Raw genomic sequence first — 13,025 nt, 5'->3', positions numbered from 1 at the left:
TATTCGTATCGATGAGAGCAGGCTCGCCGTTAGCCCCTGCCTGCCAGCAGAAAACGGACAGCCCGGCCATTCCATCAGCGACTCATGCCGTCAATGATTGAGTCGGATTGCAGGCGCCAGAAAGCCCAATCTACCTGTTTTATAGGTTGATCTTACAAAAACTATTAGTTATACAAATATAACCAAGAAATCTAAAGTGATCTCCATGCCGGCAATCAGACCTGTTGTCTTGCCTGCTGCGAAAGGTCACGATGAACACTACAACACTGAAAAACTCCGCACCCTCGCAAGGCTGGATGCACAAGACCGGCGGGATGATTCCCGGCCTGCTGCTGGCAGGTGCCATCGCTGCCGTCGCCACCTGGGCCGCACAGTTTCCGGCCATCAAGAACAACGGCCTGAGCGCGCTGACGCTGGCCATCATCATCGGTCTGCTGATCGGCAACACCGTCTATCCGGCCATCGCCAGCCAGTGTGCCAGCGGCATCGCCTTCACCAAGGCTCGCCTGCTGCGCACCGGCATCGTGCTCTACGGTCTGCGCCTGACCTTCCAGGACATCGGCCAGGTCGGCATGGCCGGTGTGGTGATCGATGCGCTGGTGCTGTCCAGCACCTTTTTGCTGGCGCAGTGGATAGGCCAGAAGCTGCTGGGCATGGACAAGCGCACCACCATGCTGGTGGGGGCCGGCGCCTCCATCTGCGGCGCTGCCGCCGTGCTGGCAACCGAGCCCGTGGTCAAGGGCCGCGCAGAGGACGTGGCCGTGGCCGTGGCCACTGTGGTGGTGTTCGGCACCATCGGCACCTTTCTCTACCCGGCGCTGTTCCACTGGAATGCCGAGTACGGCTGGATAGACACCAGCATGCAGCAATACGGCGTTTTCGTCGGCTCCACCGTGCATGAGGTGGCCCAGGTCGTGGCCGCCGGCGAAGCCATCGGCAGCCAGGCCGCCGATACGGCCGTGATCGCCAAGATGGTGCGCGTGATGATGCTGGCGCCCTTCCTGCTGGTGCTGTCCATGTGGCTGACACGCAGCGAACGGGCCCTGGGCGTGAACGACGGCCAGCCCGGCAACCGGATCACCATTCCCTGGTTTGCCGTGGGCTTCGTGGCCATGGCCGGCGTCAACTCCCTGGGCGTGCTGCCCAAGGAAGCAGTCAGCGTCGGCATTCAGCTTGACAACGCACTGCTGGCCCTGGCCATGGCCGCCCTGGGACTGACCACCCATATCCGCGCCGTGCGTGCTGCCGGCACCAAACCGCTGATTCTGGCCCTGGCGCTGTTCGTCTGGCTGCTGGTCGCCGGCCTGGTATTGAATCTCTGGATTCCTACACTTTTCTGATAGCGGCTTGCGCTTTACTGGATTAGAAATACAACATAAACAGGGCTGAAACCCATTGAAAGAGAGCGCATGGCGCTCTCTTTTTTTTTTGCTTCTCACAAACCAGGGAATACCCTTGCCATAAATGCAGATTCAATTAATTTGAATTGCAAATTAATTGAATAAACATCAAAATTCGGCCATGTCTTTTGCCGATGCTCCCTCTCGCGACCGCCTGGGCTTTCTCATGGTCACCCTGACCCGCCAATGGCGGCGTTTTGTCGAAGAACAGCTGGCCGCCAGCGGCCTGACCGACGCCACCTGGACGCCACTTCTGCACCTGCGCGCCTGGGGTGACGGCGTGACGCAAAAGGAGCTGGCCGAGCGCGTGGGCCTGGACGGCTCCAGCCTGGTGCGTCTGCTCGACATTCTCGAAGGCAAGGGCTGGGTGGAGCGCCGCGCCGATGCGGCCGACCGCCGCAGCAAGCGCATCTTTCTCACGGCCGAAGGCCATGGCGCTGTGGACCATGTCCGCGCCACCATGCTGGAGGCAGAACTCAGTCTGCTGCAGGACCTTGAGGACTCCGAGATCGAAGCCATGCTGGATGGCGTCAACAAGATTCGCGCCCGTATCGAGCAGATGCACGAGCAGCGCTCAGCCCAGGTCCAGCCCGAGGAGCGCGCATGAGCGTGGTTGCCTACGACCGCCTGCTGGAGAGCGCCACGCGATGGGGCTTTGACAGCGCCCGCCTGCGCCAGCATCTGCGCACGGCTTTTGCAGCCTGTATTGCCGTGTTCGCGGCCTGGGCCCTGGGGCTGGAACATCCGCAATGGGCGGGCATGACGGTCTGGGCCGCCTCCCAGCCGCTGCGTGGCCAACTGCTGGAGAAAAGCTTTTTCCGTACCACGGGCACGCTGGTCGGCACGGCCGCCGGCGTGGTGCTGGTACTGGTGGCCAATGGCGATCTGCTGTGGCTGGTCACGGGGCTGGCGGTGTGGATCGGCATCTGCGCGGGCCTGGGCAATCTGCAGCGCAGCTTTGCCTCCTACGGCACCATGCTGGCCGGCTATTCGGCCTCCATGGTGGCCCTGCTGGACAACGGCAACCCCGCCCATGTCTACGCGCTGGGCTGGGATCGCCTGTTCACCGCGCTGACCGGCGTGGCCGCCGCCCTCGTCGTGGGCTGGCTGTTCACGCCCGTGGGCGCTGAAATCCCCGGCGACGGCAGGGTACGGCGACTCTGCGCCCGCCTGCTGCGCGACATCGCCGATGCGGCACAGGCCACGGCCAGCGGCCATAGCGCCCTCAGCCCCAGGGACCTGGCCGAGCGACTGGCCGTGATGGCTGCCATCGAAGAAGGGCTGGACCCGCATGCCGCCGGATCGCAGCGTTCGCGCCGCGCCGTGCGGGCGCTGCGCCGCCTGATCAACACCCAGATCTCGGCCCTGCTCTGGCTGCGCGACAGCACGGGCAAGACCCTGACCCCCGCCTTCACGGCCGAGCAGGCCCGGATCATGACGGCCGCGCTGGAGCAGGCCGCCAAGCTGCTGGAAACCCAGCCCGCACCGCTGGCCGCCATCGACGCCATAGCCACAGCCCGCAGCGCTGCCGCCGGCTGGGGCCATGCCGAGGAAATCCTGGGCAATATCGGCCTGGCCCTGCAGGCCCATTTTGTGGCCGCCAGCGACTTGAGGCTGCCGGCCCACCACCGCGCACGCCAGCTGCCCGTGGTCCTGCACAGCGACTGGGTGGGCGCGCGCCGGGCCATGCTGCGGGCCTTCAGCGCCATCTTTCTGGTCGGCCTGGTCTGGGTGATCACAGGCTGGCACGGCGGCGCCTACATGCTGCTGGGCCTGTCGGTGATGATCACCGTGTTCTCCTCGTTCGAGAACCCGGTCTTCACCATGCGCTTCGTGATTCTGGGCCAGGCCATGGGCGCCGGCGTGGCGCTGGCATGCCAGTGGTTTGCCTGGCCGTTTGCCAACAGCCAGCTGCAGATGGTACTGATGATGCTGCCCTTCATCTTTCTTGGCGCCCTGCTGCTCAGCCACCGCCGCACCACGCTGTACGGCTTCGATTGCAATATGGTGATCCTGCTGGCGCTGTCGCCACACTTCCCCTACCAGCTCGATGTGGGCCACTCGCTGTCCATGGCGTTTGCCATCGTCACCGGCCCGCTGGCTGGCTGGGCGGCCTATCGCTTCATCCTGCCCGTCACCGCGCAAGGCAGGCTCAACGGCCTGCGTGCCATGATGTTTCACGAGCTGCAGGACATGGCTTCCGCCCCGGTGCACGCCCGCGACGTGCGCGTGTGGCGCGCCCGCCTCTACCACCGCCTGCTGCGCCTGGTGCGCGCCTCCGAAAAAGTCAGCGCACCGGCCGTGCAGGACGCAGCCGACTGCGGTCTGGCCGCGCTGCGGGTGGGCAAGGCCGTGCTGATCCTGCACCAGCTGCAGGCGGATTTGCTACTGTCCGAGAGTACCTTGCGCGGTGTGCGCAGCGCGCTGCAGAGACTGCAGCAATTGCCCAGTGCTCCCGCCAGGGCCGTGCCGCTGCTGCAAGGCCTGGCCCGGCGCATACAGCAGCGCCAGCCCGAGCAGGCGCTGCAACTGCGGCTGGCTGCCCAGGACATCCGCGAGCATCCGGCCTTCTTTGCCTCCAGCGCCGCGTTGCGCTGACCGCTTCAGCGGCCGCCCGATAGATGGGCAGCAATCGCCGCCTCGCTGACGCCATAGAGCTCAGCCAGCGCTGCGGGCGTGGCCACGGCGCGCGGCTCGCCCACGCCCAGCAGCCGCCCATGGCCCAGCAGAGCAATCCGGCTGGCCACGCGCAAGCCGTGCTCGGGCTGGTGGGTGGACAACAGCATGGCCATGCCCTGGGCGCTCAGCGCCTCGATCTGCTCCAGCACGCGGATCTGGTTGCCGAAGTCCAGGCTGGCCGTGGGCTCGTCCATGACCAGCAGCGCCGGCTCCTGCGCCAGCGCGCGCGCAATCAGCACCAGCTGCCGCTCGCCGCCGCTGAGCTCCGTGTAGCGGCGTGCGGCCAGATGGGCAATCTGCAGCCGTTCCATGCAGGCCAGCGCCATGACCCGGTCCGCGCCGGAGGGCCTGGCCAGCAGCGGCAGGCGCGCGGCGCGGCCCATGAGCACCATGTCCAGCGCCTCGAAGGCAAACACCCCGGCCTGGGCCTGGGGCACATAGCCAACGCGGCGCGCGAACTCCGCGCGCGGCCAGTGCTGTACCGGCTGCCCCTGCACCAGCACCCGACCCGCCAGCGGCGGCAACAGGCCCAGCACGGTGCGAAACAGCGTGGTCTTGCCACAGCCGTTGGGGCCCAGCAGACACAGCACCTCGCCGGCGGCAATGGACAGATCCACCGCTTCGCTGACCACGCGGCGGCCGTGGCCTGTGCGCAGCCCTTGCAACTCCAGCACCGCCATCAGCCCTCTCCTTCGCGGCGACCCGTGCGGGCCAGCAGATACAGGAAAAAAGGTGCGCCGACCAGGGCCGTCAGAATGCCCAGCGGCAGCTCGATACGCGCCATGGTGCGGGCCAGCGTATCGGCTGCCACCACAAAGCCCGCACCCAGCAGAGCCGAGGCCGGCAGCAGTCGCACGAAATCGGGACCGACCAGCAGGCGCGCCACATGCGGCACCACCAGCCCGACCCAGCCGATGATGCCGGCCAGCGATACGGCCGCCGCCGTGCCCAGGGTGGCGCAAACCACCAGCACCAGGCGCAGCCGCCCGACCGGCACGCCCAGAGCCCGCGCTTCCTCATCGGGCAGAGCTAGCAGATTGATGCGCCAGCGCAGCAGCAGCAAGGGCAACAGGGCCGCCAGCATCACAGGCGCCGTGGTAGCCACTTCCTGCAGCGTCACTGCCGAGAGCCCGCCCATGAGCCAGAAGGTGATGGACGGCAGCTGGGTGTTCGGGTCGGCCAGGGTCTTGATCAGGGCAATGCCGGCGCCCAGCAAGGCGCCCAGTGCAATACCGGCCAGTACCAGCACCAGCACCGGATCGTGCCTGCGCACGCAGGCGCTGATGGCCACCACGACAGCCACGGCGACCAGCCCACCGCCAAAGGCCAGCCACTGCACGGCAAACATCGACAGGCCCAGATAGATGGCGACGACGGCCCCCAGGCCCGCTCCGGCCGAAACACCCAGAATGTCGGGCGAGACCAGCGGGTTGCGAAACATGCCCTGGTAGGCCGCACCGGCCGCTGCCAGCATCGCACCGACCGCCATGCCGGCTGCGATGCGCGGCAGCCTGATGTTCCAGAGCACGGTTTCGGCCGCTGGCGGCAGCGGCGACGCCGCCCCCGTGGCTCGTGCCCATAGCGCTTCGGCCAGCTGTTCCGGCGCGAGCGCAAACTGGCCCGAGCCCAGCGCCCACAGCAGCACCAGAACCAGCAAGACCAGGGCCGCCCACCAACCCAGGTTCCGGCGCACCCGACCGCGCCGGCGGCACTGGCTGGCGTCCGCCCTCGGAGCAGCACCTTGGCTACGCTCACAGCCTGGTCCGGAATCAAAGGACTTCATGCAGGCACCATGCCTTCAACGCGCGGCGTCCAGCAGCGCCCGCAATTGCACCGGCGACAGCTGGACACCATAGAACAGCGCATAGAACTCGCGCACTGCCTGCTCCAGGGGCTTTGCGTCCTGCCGTGCGAGCCGGCCCGGATGCAGCTTTTCGAGCAGCCAGCGCACGCCGATCAGCCGGTTCACGCTGGGCGGGCCGTCCAGCCAACCGAAGGGCAGCACGGGCGCGCAGTGCACACGACCGCTGCGCACGGCGCTGACGCCGCGCCACAAGGGGTCCTGGCGCACGCGCTCGGCAAAGCCTGCCTCCTGTGTCAGGATGACTTCGGGGTCCCAGGCCAGGATCTGCTCCATGGAGACACGCGTGAGTCCACCCGTACCGGCCTGGGCTGCCACGTTGCGGCCGCCAGCGTAGTCGATCACCTCTACATTGATGGAGCCGGCCAGCCCGGTTTCCAGGCCGTTGGCGCCGCGCCCCAGATAGACGCGCGGCCTGGCCTGCTCCCCCTGCCCTGCGGTCACGGCGCGCACTAGCCTGGCAACTTCGTCTGCATATCCGGCCAGGGCCTCGCCACGCTCGGCTGCGCCCAGCAGGGCACCGACCTCACGCAGCTGGCGCGCATGCTCGGGCAGGCTGCCCTGTACCAGCACACATGCCAGGCCCGTCTGGCGCGCCAGACGTTCGGCGGCGGAGACATGGGTGGCATCGGAGGTGCCGGAGTCCAGCACCAGATCGGGTTGCAGCGCCAGCAGCTTCTCCAGCGGCAGCGTGCTGCCGCGCCCCGACAGGCGCCTCAGATAGGGCAAGGACTGCAAATGCGGGCCCAGATAGGCGCGCGCCGCGTCGCCGAGCTGCATGGGCCAGCCCAGCAACTGCTGCGGCGCCAGCGCGGCCAGCAGCACGCCAGCCGGCGGACCTGAAGCGAAAACGCGGCCCGGCCGTGCGGGCAGCGAGCCGAATCGAGCGGCGATGACGGAGCGACCGTCCTGCGCCCATAACGCACCCTGGTACAGGCTGGAAGCCAGCACCGCTGCGCCTCCATGCAGCCATTGGCGACGTGTCAGCATGGCAAGTCTTCCGTGCACTGAGTTTGCAACTGCTGCAAGCACCAGCACAGCACGGCTTCTTCATCCACCGGCAGGCCGACAAAGGCGCCGCCGGTAAATTCCTGCCAGCCGGCCTCATGCCGGGCTGCGACCACCGTGATCAAGGGAATGCCGGCCTCGACAAAGGCAGCGATCTCCTGGACAAAGCCGCCGCCAGCGGCTTCGAGCTGGCCGAAGCAGTTGACCACGGCCAGCTCCACACCATCGACCAAGGCCTGGCGCAGCACCACACTGGCCTGGGCCAGGGCCTGCGGGTTCAGGCTGCAGGCCTTTGAGCTGCCCCCCAGGTCCTCGGTCATCTCGAACTGCTGGCCGCTGCGCAGGTCCAGCAGACGCATGCACTTGTTGCCATTGGGATAGTGGCTTTGGTGATGCACCAGCCCGCCCACATTCCGGCCCGATTGCTGCAACCGCCGTGCCACGCTCTCCAGCAAGACCTCGATATCGTGCTGGTCATCAGGGTAGATCAGCGCCGCCAGTGGCGACACGTTGGAGTTGGAGCTCATACAGGTCCTTTGACGATCTCTAGCCAGCACTCATGCCCGCAGGCACGCTGTCGCGCGCAAACACCCAGGTGCCGTCGCTGCCATTGGCATTCTTGAGTATCTGTTGCCCAGCGTCCGAGAGCAGATAGTCGGCCAGATGGCTGACCGCCCTGCGCTGCGCTGCCGTGGCCGGATGGCGCGGCCCCGGCGTGAGCAGCACATAGGGTCTGCGCATCAGCGGATCGCCATGCAGCAGCAACTCTATGCCGGGGGCGCCCATCTTGCCGAAGGCCAGGGGAATATGGCCGACCACGGCATAGGCCTGCTCCCGCGCCGCCAGCTCCAGCACGGCTTGCGGGCGCGGGCCGGTGTCGGCGCGCAGCCAGCGCGCATCGGGGCGTATGCCGCCGCGCCGCCACAGGCGCTGCACCACGGTATAGCTGCCAGGATCGCGCAGCGCGATGAAGGGCGAGCCGGTTTCGGCAATGCGCCGCAGCGCCTGCGTGCCGTCAGCGGCCGAACGCACGCTGGCGGGGTCATGAGCGGGGCCAGCAATCACATGCTCGTTCCAGCCCCAGACGCGCGCGGCGCCAGCCATGCCACTGGCCTCCAGTGCCATGGCTTCGTCGCTGGCGTGGATCAGCAGCATCTGCGCCTCGCCACGCGCGAAGGCGGGCACCACGCCCTCCTTGGGTGCTGCCGCCACGGTGGTGACCGGCATGGCCAGGGCCTGGCTGGCCTGCTCTGCCACGCACGGCCATACGCCGCACAACACGAGTCCGCCCACGGCCGCCACCTGTACGCCGGCGTCCGAAGCGGGTTGTGCTCGCGCCGCCAGGGCCTGACCGCCGACCATGCCCAGGGCAGCCAGACTGCGCAGCCAGTCACGGCGCGCCAGCGATGTCCGAAGCAGGTTTTCCATGGCCATCAGAACCGGTATCCCAGGTTCACGTACCAGCTGCGACCAGGCATGGGCAGACCGTCGGCCAGCTGATACCACTTGTCGCCCAGATTGGCCACGCCGAAGTCCAGCGTGGTGTCCGGACGTGGCAGATAGCGCGCGCGCAGATTGACCACGCCATAGCCGGACATCTGATAGACCTGTGCCTGGCCACTGGCCGACAGCGGCACCTTGCGGCCCTGCTCGGCCTCCAGCTCGGCGCGCAGCTGCCACTGGGCCTGCGGGTTCCATTGCAGGGCCGCTGTCAGGCGCTGGCGCGGCGTGTCCGTCAAGATGATGCTGCGGTCGCTGAGATTGGTGCGGCTCAGATAGGTGTAGCCCGCATGCAAAGCCCATTGGGCCGACAGTTGCTGCGCCAGCGACACCTCAAAACCGACATTGCGCGTGCGTCCCACGTTCTGCGCCTGGTTGCAGGTCTTGCCGCCGCAGGCCGTGGAGTCCACGACCATGGTCTGGATCTGGTCGCGCACCCGGCTGTAGAACAGTGCCGCCTGGCCCTTGCCGCCCTGCCAAGGCTTGCCGCTCAGGCCCAGCTCCAGATGGTTGGCCACCTCGGGCTTGAGATCGGGGTTGGCCAGAGCCGTTCCCATGCGTGCCGAATAGCGGTCCTTGATGGTCGGAAAGCGGGTCTTGTGCGAGGCAATCAGATAGACCTCGTCACCCTGGGCCGTGAGCGCATAGCTCAGGCGTGCCAGGCCGTTGGTGGCGCTGGTCGAGCCGGTGGGCCACTGGTAGACCTGCTTGGCGTCGCGCTGGTCGTGGCTCAGGCCCAGTGTCAGGCGCCAGCGCTCGGCCAGGGCGATGTGATCCTCGAGCACCAGCGAGGTGGTCACATCGCGGTAGTGCTTCTGCGGGTCCTTGCCCGAGGCCGCGTCGGTGTGCTCGTCCTGCTTGTAGTGGAAGGCCGCATGCAGCTCGTGGCCGGAGAAGGCATAGTTGATCCACTCAACGCTGGCACCCTTGCTCACATCCTTGTAGCTGCTGGTCGGATCATGGGCCGTGTAGCTGGCGTCCTTGTACATGTCGAGACCGTTTTTGTAGGTGTCGTGGTACAGGCGCGTCTTGAGCACATTGCTGCTGTTCAGACGGGTCGTGCTCAGGAAATACAGACTGTCCTTGTCCCAGTAGGGCCAGCGCCAGTAACGCACGGCGTTCTTCTGCGTGGACTGACCGGTGTAAACGGGATTGCCCTTCTCGCCTTCCTGGCGCACATAGCCGATGGCGTATTCATCCGTGGCATTGGGCGTGAGTCCCAGCTTGAAGGACAGGCGCTTGTCGGTGAGGTCCGCGTTCTCGCGGTTGTTGCCGGTATCGGTGGGCTGTTTCTTGTAATCCCTGAAGCCCCGGGGCAGAGGAAAGCTGTCGGCATCCAGGTAGGAGGCACCCAGCTGGTAGTACCAGCTGCCCTGGTTACCGCCCAGGTTGAAGCTCGCCCTGCGCTCGCCGCCGCTGCCCACACCCAAGCGCACATCGCCCTCAAAGGGCTTGACCGGTTTACGCGTGACCAGATTGACGGCACCGCCCAGCGTATTGGGGCCGTACAGCAGCGAGGCACCGGCCTTGGCTACATTGATCTCGGCCAGGTCGAAGGTGGTGAAGCGGCCCAGATCCACATAGCCGTCATAGGGCACATACAGCGGCACGCCATCCACAAAGATGGGCACCTGACGCGAGTCGAAGCCCCGTAGGCTGATCATTTCCTCGTTGCGGTTGTTGCGTGACAGGCTCACGCCGGGGAGATTGCGCACGGCATCGGCCACGGTGCTGGCATTGATGCGCTCCATCTCGGCACTGCTGACGCGCTGCATGTCACCGGCCCCGGGCTCCTCGGCCTCGCGCCGCGCGCTGACTTCCACCGTGCCCAGCGTGAAAGTCTGGCTGGTGGCTTCGGTTGCGCCCGCAGCTGCCACCTGGGCCCAAGCCGTGCCCATGGGCACGATGGCCAGCGCACCCCACAACCAACTGCGGCGAAGAACAAAACTCGGAGGATGGATCTGGGAAACCGTGGGGTGCAATGGCATGGCGCGTGCTGGAATTTGTTGTCGAATGTAAAAAAACCGTCGATTCTAGCCACCGCTATTCATTTATGGAATAACGATAGGCAAACAGTCTCCATAAGCCGCACGGCATACACACCCCATGAAAAAGGCCACCCGGGGGTGGCCTTGCATCAGACGCCTTGCAGACTCAGACGCAGCTGATCGCCACGGCCTTGGCCACCAGATAGGCTTCCAGCGCCTCCGGGCCGCCTTCGGAGCCATAGCCCGAATCCTTGATGCCGCCAAAGGGCAGCTCGGCCGATGGCAAAGCAGGCTGGTTGATCCACAGCATGCCGGCTTCCACATCCTGCGACAGCAGGTGCGTCGTCTTCAGCGAACGCGTGAAGGCATAGGCGGCCAGACCATAGGACAGGCGATTGGCCTCCTGAATGGCATCTTCGATCTTGTCGAAGCCGCGAATCGCCGCCACGGGACCGAAAGGCTCCTGGTTGAAGATATCGGCCGTCAGAGGCACGTCGGCCAGCACCGTGGGAGCAAAGAAGTTGCCGGCCGAGCCAAAGGATGCGCCGCCCGTCATCAGCTTGGCGCCGCTTTGCTCGGCGTTCTGGATCAGCTGGGTCAACGCGGTCACGCGACGCGGGTTGGCCAGCGGGCCCATCTGCGTGCCCTGCTCCAGGCCGTTGCCGACCTTCAATGCCTCGGCATGGGCCACCATGGCGCGCGTGAACTCCTCGCGCACGCTGTTGTGCACCAGAAAGCGCGTGGGCGAGATGCAGACCTGGCCCGCGTTGCGGAACTTGGCGGCGCCAGCGGCCTTGACGGCCAGTTGCACGTCGGCATCCTCGGCCACGATCACGGGGGCATGACCGCCGAGCTCCATGGTGGAACGCTTCATGTGCTGGCCGGCCAGCGCTGCCAGCTGCTTGCCCACGGCCGTGGAGCCCGTGAAGGTCACCTTGCGGATCAAGGGGTGGGCAATCAGATATTCGGAAATCTGTGCGGGGTTGCCATAGACCAGGCCCACCACACCGGCAGGAATGCCTGCATCGACAAAACACTTGAGCAGGGCGGCAGGGGAAGCCGGAGTCTCCTCGGGTGCCTTGACCAGGAAGGAGCAGCCCGAAGCCAGGGCCGCGCCGATCTTGCGCACGATCTGGTTGACGGGGAAGTTCCAGGGCGTGAAGGCGGCGACCGGGCCCACGGGGTCCTTGATCACCAGCTGCTGCTGCTCGGGGCGACGCGAAGGCACGATGCGGCCATAGACACGCAGAGCCTCGTCGGCAAACCATTCGATGATGCCGGCGCCGGCAATGATTTCCACCTTGGCCTCGGCCAGCGGCTTGCCCTGCTCCTGCGTCAGCAGCGCGGCGATCTCGTCGGCACGCTCCTTGAGCAGGGCTGCGGCACGGCGCATGATGGCGCCGCGCTCATGGGCAGACACCTTGCGCCAGACCTGAAAGCCCTTGTCGGCCGCCGCCAGGGCGCGGTCCAGGTCGGCGATATCGGCATGGGCCACACGGCCAATCACCTCGCCGCTTGCAGGGTTGCGCACATCAATTTTCTTGCCGCTGGCAGCGTCCTGCCACTGACCGTCGATCAAAAGCTGGGTATCGGGATATGCAGTGCTCATCGCATGACTCATAGGTGTCGGCCGCCGCTATCCCCCTGCAGACTGACGAGGCCGGGTGTGACAAATGTTCAGGGGTTACCGGACAAATTCTAGTCATGCAGGCTCGGCACTCAGACAAAAGGGAGACAGCTGTCAGCAATCGGCCTTTATGCACCCACGGCGCGGCGCAGTTGCACCTGCTCCAGCAGGCCGTCAAGGCCGGCTTCCGACGATGCGGCCAGGCCGACCACCTCGCCCACCACGAACACGCAGGGGCTGCCCAGTCCGCTGCATGCCAGCGCCTGCGTCATCTGCCCCAGATCGGTCAGTATCTGCTGCTGTGCGGGCAAGCTGGCGTTCTGGACCAGGGCCACGGGAGTCGTAGCCGGCAGTCCGCCAGCCAGCAGCTGCTGCTGGATGACTGCAGCAGTTGCAACGCCCATGTAGATCACCAGCGTCAGCCCCAGCATGCGGGCCGTGCCGGCCAGCAGCTGCCAGTCATGGCCGGCACTGCCTGGCTTGGCGTGACCTGTGATGAACACCACGCCATGGGCATGGTCGCGATGCGTCAGCGGCACGCCCAGGCTGGTGGCAGCGGCCAGCCCTGCGGTGATGCCGTTGACCACTTCCACGGCGATTCCGGCTGCGCGCAGATGCTCGACCTCCTCGCCGCCCCGGCCGAAGATGAAAGGGTCGCCGCCCTTGAGGCGCACCACCAGCTCGCCCTGGCGGGCTGCCATGATCATGAGCTTTTCGATGAACTCCTGCGAGGTGCTCTCGCGCCCGCCGCGCTTGCCCACGTGAACGATGCGGGCGCTTGCGCTGGCAAGTTTCACGATGTCGGCAGACACCAGGTCGTCCGCCAGCAGCAGCGTGGCGGACTGGATCAGTCTCAGCGCCTTGAGCGTGAGCAGTTCCGGATCGCCGGGGCCGGCACCGACCAGATAGCAGCGGCCCACGGCCGGCAGGGAAGTGGCATGGCTGTTTGTCATGGCTGGCCT

General features: G+C 66.3%; 11 protein-coding genes. 3 read left to right on the top strand and 8 right to left on the bottom strand.

All coding sequences use genetic code 11. The features are described 5' to 3' along the window. Positions 1-251: 251 nt before the first annotated feature. From ACLBXN_RS00730 to ACLBXN_RS00720, 3 genes are all read left to right on the top strand, one after another. Complete coding sequence (locus ACLBXN_RS00730) at positions 252-1,340, top strand: YeiH family protein (protein WP_447610813.1); 1,089 nt, start codon at positions 252-254, stop codon at positions 1,338-1,340. Between the two features lie 181 nt (positions 1,341-1,521). Continuing rightward, the gene (locus tag ACLBXN_RS00725; protein WP_447610812.1) at positions 1,522-2,007 is read left to right on the top strand and encodes a MarR family winged helix-turn-helix transcriptional regulator; all 486 of its coding nucleotides are present in this window, start codon (positions 1,522-1,524) and stop codon (positions 2,005-2,007) included. Further along, complete coding sequence (locus ACLBXN_RS00720; RefSeq protein WP_447610811.1) at positions 2,004-3,998, top strand: FUSC family protein; 1,995 nt, start codon at positions 2,004-2,006, stop codon at positions 3,996-3,998. The genes ACLBXN_RS00725 and ACLBXN_RS00720 overlap by 4 nt, the downstream gene beginning before the upstream one ends. A 5-nt stretch (positions 3,999-4,003) precedes the next feature. Here ACLBXN_RS00720 and ACLBXN_RS00715 read toward each other — a convergent pair whose 3' ends face one another. From ACLBXN_RS00715 to cobA, 8 genes are all read right to left on the bottom strand, one after another. Then, entirely contained in the window at positions 4,004-4,759 is a 756-nt protein-coding gene (locus tag ACLBXN_RS00715) for an ABC transporter ATP-binding protein (RefSeq protein WP_447610810.1), read from the bottom strand. Continuing rightward, entirely contained in the window at positions 4,759-5,862 is a 1,104-nt protein-coding gene (locus ACLBXN_RS00710) for a FecCD family ABC transporter permease (protein ID WP_447610809.1), read from the bottom strand. The genes ACLBXN_RS00715 and ACLBXN_RS00710 overlap by 1 nt, the downstream gene beginning before the upstream one ends. Positions 5,863-5,877: 15 nt before the next feature. Then, complete coding sequence (locus ACLBXN_RS00705) at positions 5,878-6,930, bottom strand: iron ABC transporter substrate-binding protein (RefSeq protein ID WP_447610808.1); 1,053 nt, start codon at positions 6,928-6,930, stop codon at positions 5,878-5,880. Next, entirely contained in the window at positions 6,924-7,475 is a 552-nt protein-coding gene (locus tag ACLBXN_RS00700) for a DUF2478 domain-containing protein (RefSeq protein ID WP_447610807.1), read from the bottom strand. The genes ACLBXN_RS00705 and ACLBXN_RS00700 overlap by 7 nt, the downstream gene beginning before the upstream one ends. Positions 7,476-7,494: 19 nt before the next feature. Further along, on the bottom strand, positions 7,495-8,376 hold the full coding sequence (locus tag ACLBXN_RS00695; RefSeq protein ID WP_447610806.1) for a substrate-binding domain-containing protein: 882 nt from the start codon (positions 8,374-8,376) through the stop codon (positions 7,495-7,497). Positions 8,377-8,381: 5 nt separating this feature from the next. Continuing rightward, complete coding sequence (locus ACLBXN_RS00690) at positions 8,382-10,436, bottom strand: TonB-dependent receptor plug domain-containing protein (protein ID WP_447610805.1); 2,055 nt, start codon at positions 10,434-10,436, stop codon at positions 8,382-8,384. A 166-nt stretch (positions 10,437-10,602) separates the two neighbouring features. Then, the gene (locus ACLBXN_RS00685) at positions 10,603-12,045 is read right to left on the bottom strand and encodes an NAD-dependent succinate-semialdehyde dehydrogenase (RefSeq protein ID WP_447610804.1); all 1,443 of its coding nucleotides are present in this window, start codon (positions 12,043-12,045) and stop codon (positions 10,603-10,605) included. Positions 12,046-12,191: 146 nt separating this feature from the next. After that, positions 12,192-13,016 carry a uroporphyrinogen-III C-methyltransferase gene (cobA, locus tag ACLBXN_RS00680; RefSeq protein WP_447610802.1) on the bottom strand — a complete coding sequence of 275 codons (825 nt, stop codon included), beginning with the start codon at positions 13,014-13,016 and terminating at the stop codon, positions 12,192-12,194. Positions 13,017-13,025 lie beyond the last annotated feature (9 nt).

The sequence above is a fragment of the Comamonas sp. C24C genome (genome assembly GCF_053345995.1).
The sequence above is the reverse complement of the archived record's forward strand: the minus strand, read 5'-3'. Positions and strand labels throughout refer to the sequence as shown.

What these genes read in the sequence shown, in the direction of transcription:
- ACLBXN_RS00730 (WP_447610813.1), top strand. Translation starts at nt 252, where the DNA reads ATGAACACTACAACACTGAAAAACTCCGCACCCTCGCAAGGCTGGATG.
- ACLBXN_RS00725 (WP_447610812.1), top strand. Translation starts at nt 1,522, where the DNA reads ATGTCTTTTGCCGATGCTCCCTCTCGCGACCGCCTGGGCTTTCTCATG.
- ACLBXN_RS00720 (WP_447610811.1), top strand. Translation starts at nt 2,004, where the DNA reads ATGAGCGTGGTTGCCTACGACCGCCTGCTGGAGAGCGCCACGCGATGG.
- ACLBXN_RS00715 (WP_447610810.1), bottom strand. Translation starts at nt 4,759, where the DNA reads ATGGCGGTGCTGGAGTTGCAAGGGCTGCGCACAGGCCACGGCCGCCGC.
- ACLBXN_RS00710 (WP_447610809.1), bottom strand. Translation starts at nt 5,862, where the DNA reads ATGAAGTCCTTTGATTCCGGACCAGGCTGTGAGCGTAGCCAAGGTGCT.
- ACLBXN_RS00705 (WP_447610808.1), bottom strand. Translation starts at nt 6,930, where the DNA reads ATGCTGACACGTCGCCAATGGCTGCATGGAGGCGCAGCGGTGCTGGCT.
- ACLBXN_RS00700 (WP_447610807.1), bottom strand. Translation starts at nt 7,475, where the DNA reads ATGAGCTCCAACTCCAACGTGTCGCCACTGGCGGCGCTGATCTACCCT.
- ACLBXN_RS00695 (WP_447610806.1), bottom strand. Translation starts at nt 8,376, where the DNA reads ATGGAAAACCTGCTTCGGACATCGCTGGCGCGCCGTGACTGGCTGCGC.
- ACLBXN_RS00690 (WP_447610805.1), bottom strand. Translation starts at nt 10,436, where the DNA reads ATGCCATTGCACCCCACGGTTTCCCAGATCCATCCTCCGAGTTTTGTT.
- ACLBXN_RS00685 (WP_447610804.1), bottom strand. Translation starts at nt 12,045, where the DNA reads ATGAGCACTGCATATCCCGATACCCAGCTTTTGATCGACGGTCAGTGG.
- cobA (WP_447610802.1), bottom strand. Translation starts at nt 13,016, where the DNA reads ATGACAAACAGCCATGCCACTTCCCTGCCGGCCGTGGGCCGCTGCTAT.